The sequence below is a fragment of the Psychrobacter sp. SZ93C1 genome, from assembly GCF_015864635.1.
GTDB lineage: Bacteria > Pseudomonadota > Gammaproteobacteria > Pseudomonadales > Moraxellaceae > Psychrobacter > Psychrobacter fozii.
The window spans coordinates 160,415-178,217 of record NZ_JADYWY010000003.1 but is presented as its reverse complement, the minus strand read 5'-3'; the positions used below and the strand labels follow the sequence as shown (position 1 = coordinate 178,217).

Below are 17,803 nucleotides of genomic sequence, written 5' to 3'. Positions count from 1 at the left end.
GTGTTGCCTCTAACGCCTTTCTTGTCATAAGTATTTAAATCGTATTCATAAAATAACTGGATTAACGGCGACGCCTAGCACGCAAGATTGCTCGTATGATAAATACAATAATAATGACGGCTACGATAATGCCGACTATTGCCAGCAGGCCCGCATATTTGATTAAAAATGGCGTATCAGCACCCGTCGTTGCGATGCGATCGACATCATCAGCGCTCACCTCACTACTCGTAAGGCCACCAAAATTCACACGTACATAATTGGTGATACCAGCGATTTGCTCGCTATTAAGCTCATCTGAAAACCCTGGCATGATAGGCGAAGTATTGGTCGCTCCTTCTACCCCATGAAGAATCATGTTCACGAGCGCATCAGGCTTGTCGCGACGAATGCTGCTGAGTCCGACGATAGGCGCATAACGTGCATCAGGCTGTCCATTACCATCGACACCATGACAGCTGCCACAAGCCGCCAAATATAGCGATTCTGATGAATCACTACCGTTGCCAACCTCTGCTTTAGCTTGAGTCAAATACTCATTTTGGGCAAGTAAATCGTGCGTAATGGACTCGTTGATTGGTGTTGGTAGACGAGAGATATCAACGGCTGCGACCTTATCCCCTGTCTGAATCGCAGGGACGGCTTTTAAATAAGAAGCAATGGCACTCAAGTCTTCATTTTTAAGATAGCGGGTACTGTGCGCAACTGCCTCGCCCATCGGCCCACCCGCATAAGCTCGTTGGTCAAGCTCGCCAGTGCGTAGATACGTGACAATATCTTGCTCACTCCAACTACCAATGCCGCTCAACTCATCAGGTGTGATATTTGGCGCATGCCAATGACCAAGCTGAGCGCCTGATAGATATTTTTCTTTATCAAAGCCCATGGTGCTATTACGCGGGGTATGGCAAGTGCCACAGTGCTCTAGGTTATTGACGATATATTCACCGCGTTGCTGTGTTTGGGTGAGTCCATCACGGTTCTCGGTAGAAGGAACATTTAAAAAGTTCCAGCCCAGCATGAGCGTACGAATGTTAAAAGGAAATGGCAATTCAGTTTTTTGCGTTGGTGCCTCATCAACGACTGGCACGGTTTGCAGATAGGCAAATAACGCGCTGATGTCTTCTTCCTTCATGCCGCTATATGCAGCATATGGCATGGCAGGATATAACATATGGTCGGGAGCGCGACCTTTTTGCAGCGCATTTTTCAAATCCATCTCGGTATAGTCACCGATACCATAACGCTTAGACGGGGTAATATTGGTTGAATAGATACTTCCCATCGGAGTGTCAATCGCTGTACCGCCAGCATAATCTTCACCATGGCATGCCACACAGTCAGCAGCACGAGCAATATAAGCACCGCGGTTGACGATATCGCTATTAGCGGGACGCACATTAGGCAGACTGGCATTAGGTAAACTGGTATCAGCTAATGTGGTGGTGGGCAAGCGAGCACTGGCCGTGCTTGTATCAGGAAGGCTTGTTCCTTCAGCCATCACAGCACTGGAAGTAATACCCATTACGAGCATCGATAACATCATAGGAATTGGCTTCATAATATCCTCATATAGCTGGTACCTAGGGTATTTCACAGAGAGGTTTGACGACACATTCGATAGTGAGTAGCGTCTTTATAACTATTTATTTTTGCTGCTCTATGCGTCAAACATCAAACAATTCATTAAAAAACAAAATAACGAGCAAACTATCTTTATAGAAGACATCTAACAAAGAAGCACTTGGTAAAGAAAGCATCTAGCAAAAATAGTTTCTAGATAATGTCTACTCACCTCACCAATGTAAGACTTTTTCGCTACTATTACTTGAATGGTAACTTATTGGCCTAAAATTTTTACAAAACTTAAAGAACTGCCTGACGGCCATCTATTTCCAGAAAATTATCATGTATTTTTATAGGGTAATAATACGTATTTCAAAAAACCCTTTAAAAACAATACCTAAATAGACTGTTTAAAAATATCACGTCTCTCATGAATGATCTATCACTGTGAGAAAACATTGCAAATGAGCGATATTTACTATCATTATTCGTTTGGTCTGTACATAATGGATACATAGACCTAAATCAAAATCACCTGATTATAAATAATATTTTTATGATGCTATGACACATAGTTATTGCACCTCACCATATTTTGTTTATGATAGGCGCTATTTCCACGTTGCCAATCGCCGCCTGAGACATCATTATGAAGTCATTAACGCTTACTTATATACTCACATCTATTCTGTTGTTAACAGGTTGTCAGTCGTTCCAGTTTGTTGATAGTCCGATTCCTGTCACATCGAATTTGACTCAATCGAATGACCAGTAATAGAATTGAGAGACACAAAAAAAGCAGACTTTATAGTCTGCTTTTTTATTCAGGTTATGGTCGATAAGGTTATATTAACTCTGTGTATTGGCTGGTTGATGCTTGATAATAGTTTTAGCCAGATGATCACCAAACCAAATAGCGGTGTCGATATCTCCAGATCCTGGCGTTTCTTCAGGTGGGCCATCGAGTGACTGCGTCATTAAACCTAGGAAGCTAGATAGACGGTTTAGGTCGTGAGTTTCATGACCTGTCGGCATCAATGGTAGTCCAATCCAATTCATCCCATGCTGCATGGCATATAGAGAAACCTGCTGTAATACTGCAAGTTTGTCACCGCTTAATCCGCCAGAGTTGGCAAAAGCTGCTGCCCACTTCCCTTCCCATTTACGGTGATACCAACGCTTTGAGGTTTCATCCATAAAAGTCTTAAATTCAGCTGTAACACTACCCATGTACACGGCACTACCAAATACCAGCAGATCTGCTTGATCTAAAAACTCCCAATCCACTTCATGGACATCTACCGCCTTGGCTTTTGATTCTGGTAACTGCTGACGAGCACCTGTCACTATGGCCTCAGCCACACGCTTGGTATGACCATAATTACTATGATAAATAACCGCGATAGATAGATTATTAGCTTGGTTAGTGACAGTTGAAGCAGACGATATAGATGTAGTCATACGGGCTCTAGTAATGAATGAATTGATGAATAATGAGTGGCTAAATAATAGTAACGTTTGGAATTTTCTGAGCAATTACAGCCATTATAGCCTGTAATCATATCGTTAGTACCGGATAGCTGTCGTTAATGACGCTATCGTCAGGTGCAAAGATAGTCACACTACCTATTAACAGACTGTCATAGAGTAGCAATATTCAGCAAATTATCAACTCACTTATGTAAATCGAAACTTTGTCGAATGTTATGTACCACACCATGTGCGCATTAGATAAGAAAAAATAATCGTTAATAATTACATCATTTATTCCATATACGCATATGTTAATTCCAGATTTTCTTTCAGGCTTGTTTTTATTTTTGCCGTAATAGGATTATGATGTAGCGCTTATTCCTAAGTTACTCATAAATACAATTAATAAATTAAAAAAGTCATAAGAAAGCTATAAAGAAATCACAATCAACCCTATAAGCAGAGGAGACTACTACTGTGACCACGTTAAGAGTTCAACCCGTAAACGAGGCGCGAGATCCAATCGTAAGAGACAGTCTTCGCTTGAATGATCCACAAAAGATGCTGGTAGCAGGCGGTGCCATTGTGAGCTTTCTCATGCTGGTCTATTTGCTAGATACGCAACATATTTCTCAGTCACTATTGCTCGGCATTGGCTTGCTGCTGGGCTATACCCTCTTTCATGCTCGCTTCGGTTTTACCTCTGCATTTAGGCGGTTAATGTCAGTCGGTAATGGACAAGCGATGCGCTCACACATGCTGATGCTCGCCATTGCTGTGACGCTGTTTGCCCCTATTCTAGCCTTTGGCACGACTATTTTTGGTGGACCAGTCGCAGGTTATGTCGCGCCAATCGGTGTCAGTCTCTTCGTTGGCGCATTCGTCTTCGGTATTGGTATGCAGCTTGGTGGCGGCTGTGCTTCTGGTACTCTCTATGCAGTCGGTGGTGGCCGCTCAGTGATGTTCATCACGTTTATCTTCTTTATCGTTGGTGCCACTATTGGTGCTTACCATCTGCCATTTTGGACAGAAGAGCTACCGAGCTTTGAGCCGTTTTCTTTAGCTACCTCTACCGGTCTTGGTTACAGCGGTGCTTGGATGGTTTCTTTGGCGCTTTTTGCTATAATCGCATGGATAACTTTGGTCGTTGAAAAAAGAACCAAAGCCCCTAAAATGGCGCCTGTTCCTTCTGAAAAAGGCTGGAAACGTATTTTCCGTGGTTCTTGGCCGCTATTTGCAGCAGCGATTGTACTGGGTGTACTGAATGCATTAACGCTAGCAACACGTGGTCAGCCTTGGGGTATCACATCTGCATTTTCATTATGGGGATCTAAAATTGCGAGCGCTTTTGGGGTTGATGTCGCGAGTTGGGGCTATTGGCAAGGCGCAAACGCAGCAGCGCTAAATGCGTCTATATTTGCTGATTCAACGACGGTACTAAACATTGGTATCATCATTGGCGCTTTCATTGCGTCAGCGGCTGGTGGCTTATTCAAATTTACAACCATTACTAAGGGCAACTTTGCAGCTTCAGTGATTGGTGGTTTGATGATGGGTTATGGCGCACGTCTAGCATTTGGTTGCAATATCGGTGCTTATTTTGGTGGTATCGCTTCTTTTAGCTTACATGGCTATATCTGGGGCATACTCGCGATGGCTGGCACGTTCTTGGCTCTGTATTTACGTCCTTTATTTGGATTGTCAGTGCCAAAGTCTAGCGACTCAGTCTGTTAATAAAAATAGTGGTGATTGAATAAAAAAACAGCAGGTTAAAATTAACCTGCTGTTTTTTGTTGTATAACGCATATTGTATTAATCAGACAACACTCATTTAGCCATCGCTACTTTTCTAGCCATCACTGCTCTGCGTACTACGGGCAATCACTAATGCCATACGTCCCGTGGCTGGCTGCTGTAAATGTGTCTGACGACGATACGAGTAATAACGACTGTCGGCATAACTACAGTCTACAGGCAAGTCATTAATAACCGTCACGCCAGCAGTCTCTAACTGCATAGCTGCAAGCTTTGGTAGATCTAGCTTAATTTTGACATCTTGAGAGGGTATAGAAAATAGCGCTACAAAATCATCAAGTTGTTTCTCTGACAGTGCTTGGTTCTCTTTGCACCCTGCTAATAGCTTGTCACGGACGTCTGTATTCACCTCATAATTCGCCTGACTAATACAAACGCCAATCCAAGCTTGAATCGGCATCGTATGATCGAACCTATTCACTGTCGTCTTGATAACACCGCAAGCCAGACCTTGCCAGCCCGCATGAATCGCGGCTATCTGTCCTGTCGCTGGCTGGTACAAAACAATCGGCACACAGTCAGCCGTCATTATGGCAAGTCCGATACCTTGTTGCTGACTGACCATCGCATCAGCCGCCATAGGTGTCATACTGAGCGCGGAGGCATCGACATCGTGAACTTGATTACCATGGACTTGACTGACCCAGTGCAAACGTTTAATCGGCACGTATTGAAAGCGCTTTGATGCTGATTCTGATGCTAAAAAGCTTTCATTGATGCCAGACAGTAGACACATACGATTGTGCAATACCTTTGTCGCATCATCATTGACATGTAACCCTAAGTTCAGCTCACCATAATTCGCCTGACCTACTTGAAAATCTGCTGTCTGTTCTGCAGGTTGACTGGTTGAGTCAAGCTCATTGACGACATCAGTCAAAAAAGCCGCCGTTTGAAAAACAACAACATCATCAATTTGTGCTAGCAATGTCATAGGAAGCTTATTAATCATGACTGGATCTACCATCTCAATGAATCATGTATATGTGGCTGACAATATTTCAACACTTGGTTTTATAGTTAGCTCTATAGCTTATATAGCGTAGATAATAAAGAGTCAAATTTATGTCAGGCTAGTATCGTCTACTGTTTGTAGTACTTTCACTCGCCTGTCTAACCTCTTCTAAACCATATTGAACACACTATACTTTACACAACTACTCTGAATAATTGCTTACTCAGCATCATAACCATCACTAAGTACGGCTATGAGTTGTTGCATATCTTCAGGCAGTGGCGTGGTGACTTCCATATCTTCACCTGTCGTTGGATGTACAAAACCTAGCGTATAAGCATGCAAGGCTTGGCGCGGGAAGTTATTAATCGTTTGACGCTGTGCTTCTGTGAGACCGGCTCGCAACTGACGACGGCCACCATAGACGCGGTCACCCACTATCGGATAAGTAATGTGGCTTAAATGCACACGAATCTGGTGAGTACGACCCGTCTCCAGTCCTACATCTAATAGACAGTAGTTACCATTAAGCGGCGTCACATTTAATAGATGAGTGACTGCCTCACGTCCTGCTGTCATCACAGTCATTTTGGTACGTTGATTGCGGTGACGACCGATTGGTGCATCAATATGACGATGGCGCGTTAGGCTTGCTTTATCACCTGCCACCACACATTGATAGTGACGATAGACTGACTTGTCTTTTAGTTGCTCCATCAGTGCCATCTGAGCAGGTTTGGTTTTCCCGATAAGCAACAGTCCAGAAGTGTCTTTATCAATCCGATGCACCAGACCTGCACGTGGTAGATGGTGCTGCTGCGGATAGTGATACAGTAATGCATTGACCAAAGTACCCGTCTGATTGCCAGCACCAGGATGCACGACCATGCCGACAGGTTTGTTGATAACCAATACGTCGTCATCTTCATAGACGACATCGATGTCTATATTTTCTGGTTGGTCTTCACTATGCTGCTCTAGCGTTGTTGATAGATGCAACACATCATCAGCTTTGACACGAACCTTTGGTTTTTGCACACTACCGTTATAGAGTAAGCTACCGTCAGTTATCCAGCCTTGTATCTGCACACGCGAGAAGTCTTTGAATGCTAGCGAGGCAACCTTATCGATACGCAGACCTGACTGATCTTCTGTGACAGTATGGGTCAACTCTATCGCTACTGGAACAGCTGGACCCGAAACTGAAGGCTCATCATCATCGCTATCGTCAATGTCGCTATCGTCAATATCACCATCATCGATGTCATCTGCATCACTATCTGGTCGCATCACTTCTTCTGAAATCGCATCATCATGCAATTGCTCATCAAGCGCTGGCTGATTGTCGTCAAGTAACTCACTATTTTTTAAAACGTCATTTGTCATCGGTGACTCTTGTGCTGATGAATCAGTATCTAACGATTGATTCGGTGGTAAATGGGTGGTTATAGCATTATTATTCATAATAAATTAATACATAGCAAAGCGCCTAACCTCATTCTGTCAGGCAACTTTTTAAAAATTTTACAAAAAATCAGACTGCCAGTCACGTATTTATTGCTTATCATAATAGCAATCATCGTCAAAAAAATCGGCAGCAATATCGCGATAGTGTACCATGCCGAGTGCTTAAGCCCTATAGAAGCTGCTCGTTATCTGTCATTTTTGATGATAACTTACACACACTCAGTATCTCCGGTTAACTCTCTAAAATATGACATTGCTGTAATTTACTGTATATTTATCGGTATCAGCGACATTCGATATCGCTCGTGATAGCCGCTCATGCTAAAATGCCGAACTGAAATCAGATATTATGTGGCTTATTGCTAGCCGTATTGCCAGCCATCTCATAGATACTAGCACTATAAGTACTGCGGCTCGGCAACCATGACCTGACTTAGATCTTGCAAAAAAACCTTTGCCACTGTCATGGTCGAATATCCAATACGATAGATTGCACATATCGAAAAAATAGACGAAGCAAACGTTATTCTATAAAGTATGACTATGTTTTGCTGTATGCTATTGCACTGAATTAAAAAATAACGTTTTTATTAGGGTCTGTTAAGCCCATACACCATTATAATAAACTGCATTCAATAAAAACCATGTTGATGGTGAGGCTGCTCGACGATGAGTATGCTTGATACTAGACAGTTAGCGGATGCCTCAAAGCATCGTTTTTTATTATTAACCTTTTATGTAGCATAATAGCGCTGCTGTTATTATGCGCCTCGTGTCGGAGAAGAAGTATGCAAGCTGTTGGCAATACGTTTATCAAACTGTCCTCAATAACTCTACTTACGCTAAGTGTAAGCCTAGTCGGTTGTCAAACTTTTAAGAACCTGACTGGCGGTGCTGACGTCGATGCGGTAGAAACCGCTCAAAAATCAGAGCAAAGTTATTATAACGATGCCATCGAACAGCTTGATAAGAGCCACCACACACAAGCTATCGAAGAATTGACCAACCTACGTACCTTCTACCCTACCGGGCAATATGCTGAACAAGCACTACTCGATATGATGTACGCACAATATGAAGGCGGTAAATATGAAATGGCAGCGGCAAGCGCTGAACAGTTCATTCGTCTATACCCTTCTAATCCACAAGTAAGCTACGCCTACTATGTGCGCGGCGTGGCAAACATGCAAGGATCATCAGAAGGCTTAAAACTGTTCAAAATGAACCAAGCCGAACGTGATACCGCTTATTTACGCATTGCTTTTGCCAACTTCCAAGAGCTTGTTAATAAATACCCAAACAGCCCTTATACACCAGATGCTGCACAGCGTATGACTTTCATTTACAATCAGTTTGCTGAAAGCGAAATGAGTGCTGCCAACTGGTACATCGAGCGCGAAGCTTATGTCGCCGCTGCCAACCGTGCCAAATGGGTATTCCAGTACTACCCACTCAGTGAATCCATCCCAAAATCCCTTGCCACGCTAGCTTATAGCAATGAAAAACTAGGTCTAACGGATTTGGCAAATGAGTACAAAACCCTATTACAGATTAACTATCCAAGCTGGTTAACCAGTGATGGCAGTGTGAAACTAGAGACCAAACGTGACAGCACTTGGCTGAACAAAATCACCTTTGGTAAGCTTGGTCGTTCAAGCGTAGACGATGAGTCAGTAGCGTCAGGCAACTACAATGGTGCAACCAAAACACAGATGATTCGTAATGCTAGCCAGCTAAGATTGCCTAGCGCAAATGCTGCTTCTGCCAATGCGCCAGCAAGTAATGCTGCTCCTGCACGTGGTACAAATGGCGATCTGCAAAACAGTCAGCCACCACGCGGCATCACCCAACCAAACCAAGATGCACCTATCATCCCATAATCTGTCAATCCCTAATACTTTCAACACATTCTTTCAATGTGAATAATGAATGACTTAGAAGCTGTCTCATAAGAAATAAGGCCAACGCTCATGTTGGCCTTATTTTTCTGTTTCTATAACACGCTTTGTGTTCCAACATAATTGACCTATGGTAAACTGTTTTTTGTATGAGCATTCCTAACCATATCCTTGAGCAACTAAATAGCCAAGCTGACTTAGTCAGTATTATTGGGCGTCATACTACGCTCAAAAGAGCGGGTGGTGAGTTTAAGGGCTGTTGTCCTTTTCATGGTGAAAAATCACCTTCTTTTTATGTCAATCCGCAAAAAAACATCTATCACTGCTTTGGCTGTAGTGTCGGTGGCAATGCCATTAGCTTCTTACGTGATTATGAAAACCTCACCTTTATAGAAGCGGTCAACGAGCTATCCAAGCAAACGGGCATCGAAGTACCTAAAGAAGAGCGGCAAAACGTTAGCTATCAGCGTAGTGCACCCAAACCTGCTGTTCCTAAACCTACCACGCCTAAATCAAGCTCACTGCCGTCTGTGCCTAGCTCAGCTGTCGACCAAAGCAACTTAAGTCAGAACAGCACAGACCAAGGCGGTGTAAAACAAAGCGGTATAGAACCAAGCCATGTGGCACAGGCTAGTTATGATGATGCTCATAGCTACGAGGATTATCCACCACTAGATGCCTACGACTCTGCGCCTTATCCGGCAGATGCTTATGGTTCAGAGTATTCAGATGATACGAGCTACCCACCAGCTTGGCTCAGCGACAGCGATGAGACCATCAACCTACACGGTATGGATAATAGTGCCGATGCTGATGGCAACCTATACGATCTGTTAGAGCAAATTCAGCAGTTTTATCAGAATAGTCTGACGACTCATCCTCATGCCAAACATTACTTTTTATCGCGCGGTATCACTGAAGACATCTTTGAGACGTTTGGTTTGGGCTATGCACCCTTTGGTTGGCAGCATCTTGAGCATCAGTTTCCGCAGGATATTGAAGGGCTTAAAACCTTGGGATTAGTGCGCCAATCAGAGTCTGGACGCGATTATGATCTACTACGTGATCGAGTTATATTTCCGATTCGAGACAATCAAGGCCGTACGATAGGCTTCGGTGGTCGAGCATTAGACGACGAAGTAAAGCCTAAATATATCAACTCGTCCGACTCGCCCGTTTTTCATAAGCAGCATGTGCTATATGGTTATTATGAATCTCGCCAGCAGCGCGCCAACGACTGGCTCGTGGTCGAAGGCTATATGGATGTCATCGCCCTCTATCAAGCGGGCATTTATGGTGCCATCGCGTCGATGGGCACAGCGATTAATGAAAGCCAAATATCACGATTACTGACGTTAAATCCTACCCTAACCTTGAGTTTCGATGGGGATAGTGCGGGACAAAAAGCCGCTTGGCGCACCCTAGAAGTTGCGCTGCCAGTACTTGCCGATGACAAAGAATTACGGTTTTTAACTTTGCCGAATAATCATGATCCTGATACGTTTATCAAAAGTCAGGGCGGTGATGCCATGCGTGCGCAAATCGCCAATGCCATACCTCTGTCGCAGTATATCTTTGCGTATTTAAGTGAGCGCTACGATCTGACCTTGGTAGAAGGTAAAGCCAAGCTCATGTCCCAAGTACGCGCATTAACCATGGCATTGCCCAAAGGCAGTAGTTTTAAGTATTTGCTTAACAATGACGTTTATCAAAAGCTGGGCGGTAAACGCAGTCAGAATATCGAAGCCAAGGACGCCCTGCTAGATTTTGATGGTGACATGACCATCAGTCAGCAGTTGCAGCTGTGCTTTTTATTCCAGCCGCGCGCCTTGCTCGAAGATCCCATTGAGTCGATTTGGCAACAGGCAGGTATCAGTGACTTACAACTGCCTGCACATATCAAACAAAAAGCTGCGAGCGATACCTTGCGGCCGCTTGCTTGGGAAGATTTACAAGATACCGACCTGCTAGATATTGTCAGTACGATTAAGCGTTGCTTAAGATATTTACCAGCAGACGCTAACGCAGCGGCGCACTTTATATTGTCCAACGTGCGACCGATGACTCAAGAAACACTCAGCCGTAGTTGGGGTGGGTTTTATAAAACCTTGACGGCAAGAAATATTTTAAGCCTTGATGAATTGGTCGAAAACTTAGTCATGCAACTGCTCAAGCTACATCTGCAAAAAAAGATGCAGGAGCTGATTAAAAATCCTGATCATATTAAGCTGGCGATTGTCCGTAAGCAATCACAGCTGTTAAATGACTGGCTACGTGCGCAGCAAGCCGAGCAGTCAGCACAAATGACCACGGTTAAATCTTGACATTGACCTTCATTTTTGATGAATAAACTATCAACCCTTTAAAAATACAGTGGCTGCCCCCACTACTAATGATTATGCCGAGTAGTCAAAACCGAATCTAAAAGAATGTTAAACATTCAACTGATAGCAAATAATCAGTAGAAAATGATCGGTAAGTCTCACTGTCTCGTGCTTGATTACTGTGGTCTGTGTTAAACTATGCGGCTGTATATTTGCAGCATTGCTTAGCGAACTATCATAAGCATGCATCGTCAGGCACAAATTTTAGGTATTATTTTTGAGTAGCAGTTTTTAATGAATGCTATTTTGAAGTCTTTTTTAATGTTTAGCTGTTTTTCAGCATTGTTATTGTAGTGTTTTGAGCCTTTATTCATATCCACTCATTTTTGATATTATTGACAACCTCTACGCCATATTTTGATCAATCGACTGATAAGATCAACGCACCCAGCCAGCGATAGCGCGTCACGATATAAAAATGTCCGATGCAAGTAAGCGAGTATTTATGAACGATAAGTCAGTTTCTAAGTCCACATCTCAACTGGCCACCTTAATCCAAATGGGTAAAGAGCAAGGTTATCTAACCTATGCTGAGGTGAATGACCAACTGCCCGACTCTATTACCGAAAGCGATCAGATCGAAGATATTGTGCAAATGCTAACCGACGTTGGCATCAAAATCTTTGAGTCTGCCCCTGATGCCGATGACATCTTGATGAACGATGATTCAAGTGATGATGACATGGCAGCAGATGAGGCAGCGGCAGTATTAGCCTCTGTTGAGACTGAGCCTGGTCGCACCACTGACCCAGTACGTATGTATATGCGTGAAATGGGTACGGTTGATCTACTGACCCGTGAAGGCGAGATTGCCATTGCTAAGCGTATCGAAGAAGGTATTCGTGACGTACAGCATGCCATGTCTTACTGGCCTGGTACGGTACAGTTCGTCCTTGACGAGTATCAAAAAGTACAAGATGGCGACAAAAAACTCTCTGATGTCATCACTGGTTTCTTAGACCCTGAAACCGAAGCAGACAAAATCGCTGCTCAAGAAGCAAAAGAAGCGGCGAAAGAAGAAAGAGAGCGTATCAAAGAAGAGAAAGAAAACCCACCACCAGTCAAGCCAAAAGCCAGTGCAAAAGCCGCACTTGACGATGACGATGAAGACGAAGACGGTGATGAAGAAGAAGCCGAAGAAGAAACCAGCGGTATCGATCCAGAAGAAGTACGCCTACGTCTAGAAGAGATCGAAAACCTATTCATCAAAGCCAAGCAAGCCCTAATCGATTATGGCCGTGGTAGTGTACAAGCAGATACTGCTTATGCCCTACTCGCAGAACGCTTTATGATGTTGAAGCTGAATAACCGCTTGTCAGATCAAGTCATGGCCATCATGCATGATGTCTATGATGATGTGCGTAAGCAAGAGCGTCAAATCATGCGTTTGGTGATCCGCCGTGGTCGTATGCCGCGTGAAGAGTTCCGTAAAACCTTCCCTAGCAATGAAACCAATGTTGATTGGCTCATTGAGCGTATAAGCGGCAAGCCTGCCTTTGCTGCTACGTTAGAAAAAGTCACTGATGACGTGATCTTATTACAACGTAAGATTCGTGATTACGAGCAAAAGCTCGATATGAAAATCCACGATATGAAAGACGTGGCGCGCCGTATGGCTGTCGGTGAAGCAAAAGCTCGCCGTGCTAAGAAAGAAATGGTTGAGGCTAACTTACGTCTGGTTATCTCTATCGCGAAGAAATACACCAACCGTGGTCTGCAGTTCTTGGATCTGATCCAAGAAGGTAACATCGGTCTGATGAAAGCCGTTGATAAGTTTGAATATCGCCGTGGTTATAAGTTCTCGACCTATGCGACATGGTGGATTCGTCAGGCAATCACCCGCTCTATCGCTGACCAAGCGCGCACCATCCGTATTCCTGTGCATATGATTGAGACGATCAACAAGATAAACCGTGTCTCACGTCAGTTGCTACAAGAAATGGGACGCGAGCCAACGCCTGAAGAATTAGGCGAACGCTTAGAGATGGACGAAGTCAAAGTCCGTAAAGTGCTTAAGATTGCTAAAGAGCCTATTTCTATGGAAACCCCTATCGGTGATGATGAAGATTCACACCTAGGTGATTTCATCGAAGATGGTACGATCTCAAGCCCTGTCGATGATGCGACGGCTGCTGGTCTACAAGAAGCAACTCGTGATGTATTGGGCAACCTGACTGAGCGTGAAGCACGTGTCCTAAAAATGCGTTTCGGTATCGATATGCCTACTGACCATACTCTTGAAGAAGTCGGTAAGCAGTTCGATGTGACGCGTGAGCGTATTCGTCAGATTGAGGCAAAAGCACTACGTAAATTGCGTCATCCATCACGCTCTGAGCACCTACGTTCTTTCCTTGAAAATGACTAAATTTTTAAGGAAATACTGAGCCTAGCTCATAGTTTTTAAATAGTTAGAAAAATAAAAAAGCCGAGTATATCTCGGCTTTTTTGTGCCTGCTCGTTAATTACTGATTTTCTTAATCACAAAGCCTTCTATCCCTCTTTTCTATACTCCTTATCATGCCTCCCTACCTGCAAGGCTTTCTTATCTAAAAATATCTAATCATGGGCAGAATGCTAATGTCAAAAACCAATTTATAGTTGACACTATCAACCTTATTCTATATAGTTGCTTCTATCAACTATATTAAAGGTTCTCTTATGTCGGATAATTCATTGAGCGAAACGCTACATCAATTAATGCATACCTACACCAACCTATTATTAGAAGGTATTCGGCAGCAAGGTGTGGATTTGTCCGTGACAAACATCCGAACACTAAAAGGGGTCTGTTACAACCCAAAGAGCACCGCACTATCTATCTCTAAGCACATGCAACGAGACAAAGCGCAAATCACTCGTGCCTTAAATGACCTATTAGCGGCTGAGTTAATCCTTAAGACGGACAATCCACTGGACGGTCGTAGCCAATTACTACAACTGACTTCTAAAGGCGAGGCAATTATGGCAAAGCTTGATGCGGCAGAGGAATGGGCTAAAGGACAACTGACTCAAGATTTGAGCCCTGTCGATATTGCCCTGTTCTTTCGCGTCAGTCGCACCATGATAGACAACGTTAGCACCAACAAGACTACCGACAAATAAGTAAGGAAAAATTCGTATGAACAACACAATAAATCAAAAACCCGTACGAGAAATCATGACCGTTGCCCATAAACAAATGATTACCCCGCACTATATTCGTATATACCTGACAAGTCAGGCAGAGACGATCGCCAATATTGCCACCATGACAGTCGGCGCCAACAATAAAGTACTCATCCCTAAAGACAAGACGCAGCCTCTCGACTTAGAGGACAAATCTACTTTCGTTATCCGTACTTATACGCATCGCGGTGCCGATGTCGAAAAACAACAGATATGGATTGATTTTGTCGCTCACGGTGATGAAGCGCCTGCCTCAGGTTGGGCAACTCATGCTCAAATTGGCGATGAGATTGGTATCTTAATGAAGCCAAAAAATAAAGCGCTTTGCCCTGCTACAGATAACATTCTGTTGGTTGGTGATGCCACTGCCATACCCGTACTTGGCTCGATACTAGAAACCTTACCTGAGAACGCGACCGGTCAATGCATCATCGAAGTGCATGGTGCAGAAGACGAGCAAGAGCTGCCCACTCCAGCCAATATCACCATGACATGGCTACATAACCCAGATCCAATGCAAGGCAGTCAGCTAGTCGATACTGTAAAGTCTCTCACCTTACCAAATGCTGAACAAAGCCGTTTCGCTTATATCGCTAGCGAGTTTTCATCGGTTAAAGCCCTGCGTCATTATTTAAAAATCGAGCAACAGTGGTCAAAGGATGAATTATATGCTTTTTCCTATTGGAAAGCAGGCGTAGCTGAAGACCAATCTGTAAGCGATAGACAAGCAGAGAAAAACACCGACTAATTAATCGCTCTTTATGATGATAGGAAAATAACTATGGCTCCAAACCCTATGGCTCCAAATCCTATGCCAGCAAATACCGAGACTTTGCTCATTGGTGGCACTAAAAAAACACCGTTGCTCTATAAAGTGTTATTGATACTGACCATGATGACGGTCATAGGTGGTCTATTAACAGGTGTAATGACCTATATGAATGTTGGATACTCCAATACATTTTTTCACGATTGGTCTAGAGCGCTATTGGCAGCGTATGCGATAATGCCAATTGGTTTCTTATTAATGGGTCTAATCACAAAAACCATTAATCACAGGCTGCCTAATACCAAAGCGTACAAACGCAATCTCATTACAGGCGTATTGATGGCTTGTATCATGGAGTCTATGTTGGCCTTTAGTACTGCCTCAAAGACGATTGGTTTTGCCGATCAAGCTGCATTTTTGAACGGCTGGTTAGAAGGGTTTTTGGTCGCCTTACCAGTAGGATTGACATTAATGATCATTATGTCCATGACCATCAAGCCTAAAATTGAGGCCTTTTTGAAAAGTTAAATATCTGAATGTTTAACAGACCCTAAAGAATCTAGCCACAATAAAAAACCAACTAGGGCGTGTTGACTATTCAACACGCCCTAGTCATGTTAGCAAACTTGTGTTTGATAGCATTTAGCGATGTGTATCACTTTTTTAAATGATATCCGATATGTAATCAACGGTAAAAAGCCTTAAATTTTAATAACGCTATTGTATAATGCACGGCTTCAATACTTAACAGCATATAGTCAAGTCCATATAAATCCGCTACATCGTCGCTAGGGAGCCAACATGATTGTCCGGCAAACACCAAACGCCCTTAAGATATTTCTTACCCTGCGTGGATCAGTCATTCCGAAAGTCTATCCGCAAATTTTACTTATCGCCATTCTCAGCACACTCATAACGATTGTGCAACACTGGTATCCTGACTCTTTTCCTTATTATGGTATGGCTCCTTTTACCTTGCTAGGGATCGCATTGTCATTGTTTCTAGGGTTTCGGAACAATGCCAGCTACCAACGTTGGTGGGAAGCACGAGGGCTATGGGGTCAACTGGTCTATGACTCTCGCAGCTTTGCCCGCCAAGTGCTTTCATTTGTAGATGATGACACCGAAGCTGGCCGCGATGCCCAACGTTCGATGATTCATCTGACAATCGCCTTTTCTCACGCTGTGCGCCATCGGCTGCGCGGTACGTCTCCTTGGCAAGATGTCGACCCTTTTGTAGCAGCGACCTATCATGACAGTATGCGTCAATCGAAAAACCTACCTAATTATCTGATGCGCCTCTTAGGTAAGCAGCTTGGTGATGTGCGTCGTCAACAGTTATCATCGGAACTTATGGTACAAAACATGGACGAGCGCTTGACGTCTATGACGATTGTATTGGCAGCCTGTGAGCGTATTCATTACACACCACTGCCGTTTGCTTACATGTTGCTAGTGCATCGTACGACTTACCTGTATTGTATTACGTTGCCTTTTGGCTTGGTGGCCTCGCTCGGTTGGGCGACTCCCCTCATCTGTGCTGTCATTGCGTATACCTTTTTCGGTTTAGATGCCCTTAGTGAAGAGCTAGAGGAGCCATTTGGTTTTGCGTCTAATCAACTGCCACTTATGGCATTGTCACGCACGATTGAAATCAACTTATTAGAAGCGATGGGAGAGACAGACCTACCGCCTGAGATCGCGCCTATCAACAGTTATTTGCAGTAGCTGTTTGCGACAGAGAGTGATAATAAGGTGGTGGCGTTCCCTATCAAAGTAATTGCCGTGCCCCATCACTTGAATAATAAGGTCAGCACCACTATAAATAGCCAATAAAGCTATTCTCTTAATAGCTCAAATTTTAATAAAAGCGAGGCACATATCATGAGTGATGATTCAAAAGACACTGATAATCAAAACAGCACCAATCAAAGCGCCAAAGACGCTACTAATCAAAACGCCAAAGACGTCACGATGACTGACATGACACCCAATGAAGGCGTCTTAAAAGGTAAAAGAACAGACATCCAAAATCCAGATTTGTGGGATTTCCCAATGAACTACCCATTGAGCATCATTGGTCATGAAGGCGAGCATGAGGGCTTGCTTAATGAAGTGAAGCTGATCCTCGGTAGTCAGTTCCCTGATTTTGATTTGGCCTCTATAGAAGTCAAACCGTCTAAAACGGGGCGCTTCCATTCAGCACGCGTCAATTTGTACCTCACAGACGCCGATCAAGTGAATACACTTTACGCGTCATTGGACAATGCCAAAACAGTTCGCATGGTCGTATAAACAGGTAATGGGTGTT

Annotated in this window: 13 protein-coding genes; 9 read left to right on the top strand and 4 right to left on the bottom strand. The window is 43.6% G+C overall.

The window, feature by feature from the left end; all coding sequences use genetic code 11:
- Positions 1-61 precede the first annotated feature (61 nt).
- A complete protein-coding gene (locus I6E83_RS05410) occupies positions 62-1,561 on the bottom strand; it encodes a cytochrome c (RefSeq protein ID WP_197100273.1) in 1,500 nt (499 codons plus the stop codon).
- A gap of 854 nt (positions 1,562-2,415) precedes the next feature.
- Positions 2,416-3,027 (bottom strand): flavodoxin family protein, encoded by a 612-nt coding sequence (locus tag I6E83_RS05405; protein ID WP_197100272.1) that lies wholly within the window; start codon positions 3,025-3,027, stop codon positions 2,416-2,418.
- 489 nt (positions 3,028-3,516) lie between these two features.
- Between I6E83_RS05405 and I6E83_RS05400 the strand changes: the two genes are divergently transcribed.
- Positions 3,517-4,773 (top strand): YeeE/YedE family protein, encoded by a 1,257-nt coding sequence (locus I6E83_RS05400; RefSeq protein ID WP_197100271.1) that lies wholly within the window; start codon positions 3,517-3,519, stop codon positions 4,771-4,773.
- A 115-nt stretch (positions 4,774-4,888) separates the two neighbouring features.
- On the opposite strand, the gene I6E83_RS05395 is transcribed toward I6E83_RS05400, so the two are convergent.
- Together I6E83_RS05395 and I6E83_RS05390 are read right to left on the bottom strand one after the other, a co-directional pair.
- Complete coding sequence (locus tag I6E83_RS05395) at positions 4,889-5,806, bottom strand: polyphenol oxidase family protein (protein ID WP_197100270.1); 918 nt, start codon at positions 5,804-5,806, stop codon at positions 4,889-4,891.
- 222 nt (positions 5,807-6,028) lie between these two features.
- Positions 6,029-7,099 (bottom strand): RluA family pseudouridine synthase, encoded by a 1,071-nt coding sequence (locus I6E83_RS05390; protein WP_413787053.1) that lies wholly within the window; start codon positions 7,097-7,099, stop codon positions 6,029-6,031.
- 965 nt (positions 7,100-8,064) lie between these two features.
- On the opposite strand from I6E83_RS05390, the gene I6E83_RS05385 reads away from it, so the two are divergent.
- The 8 genes from I6E83_RS05385 (at position 8,065) to I6E83_RS05350 (ending at position 17,787) form a co-directional block, all read left to right on the top strand.
- The gene (locus I6E83_RS05385) at positions 8,065-9,156 is read left to right on the top strand and encodes an outer membrane protein assembly factor BamD (protein ID WP_197100269.1); all 1,092 of its coding nucleotides are present in this window, start codon (positions 8,065-8,067) and stop codon (positions 9,154-9,156) included.
- A 167-nt stretch (positions 9,157-9,323) separates the two neighbouring features.
- A complete protein-coding gene (locus I6E83_RS05380; protein ID WP_197100268.1) occupies positions 9,324-11,498 on the top strand; it encodes a DNA primase in 2,175 nt (724 codons plus the stop codon).
- Between the two features lie 505 nt (positions 11,499-12,003).
- Positions 12,004-13,923: an RNA polymerase sigma factor RpoD gene (gene rpoD / locus I6E83_RS05375; protein ID WP_197100267.1), complete on the top strand. Its 1,920-nt coding sequence runs from the start codon at positions 12,004-12,006 to the stop codon at positions 13,921-13,923.
- A 293-nt stretch (positions 13,924-14,216) separates the two neighbouring features.
- Positions 14,217-14,660: a MarR family winged helix-turn-helix transcriptional regulator gene (locus I6E83_RS05370; protein ID WP_197100266.1), complete on the top strand. Its 444-nt coding sequence runs from the start codon at positions 14,217-14,219 to the stop codon at positions 14,658-14,660.
- Positions 14,661-14,676: 16 nt separating this feature from the next.
- Positions 14,677-15,471 (top strand): siderophore-interacting protein, encoded by a 795-nt coding sequence (locus tag I6E83_RS05365; RefSeq protein ID WP_197100265.1) that lies wholly within the window; start codon positions 14,677-14,679, stop codon positions 15,469-15,471.
- Between the two features lie 33 nt (positions 15,472-15,504).
- Complete coding sequence (locus I6E83_RS05360; protein WP_197100264.1) at positions 15,505-16,020, top strand: DUF2798 domain-containing protein; 516 nt, start codon at positions 15,505-15,507, stop codon at positions 16,018-16,020.
- 273 nt (positions 16,021-16,293) lie between these two features.
- A complete protein-coding gene (locus tag I6E83_RS05355; RefSeq protein ID WP_197100263.1) occupies positions 16,294-17,220 on the top strand; it encodes a bestrophin family protein in 927 nt (308 codons plus the stop codon).
- A 246-nt stretch (positions 17,221-17,466) separates the two neighbouring features.
- The gene (locus I6E83_RS05350) at positions 17,467-17,787 is read left to right on the top strand and encodes a YbeD family protein (RefSeq protein ID WP_194197613.1); all 321 of its coding nucleotides are present in this window, start codon (positions 17,467-17,469) and stop codon (positions 17,785-17,787) included.
- Positions 17,788-17,803: the final 16 nt, after the last annotated feature.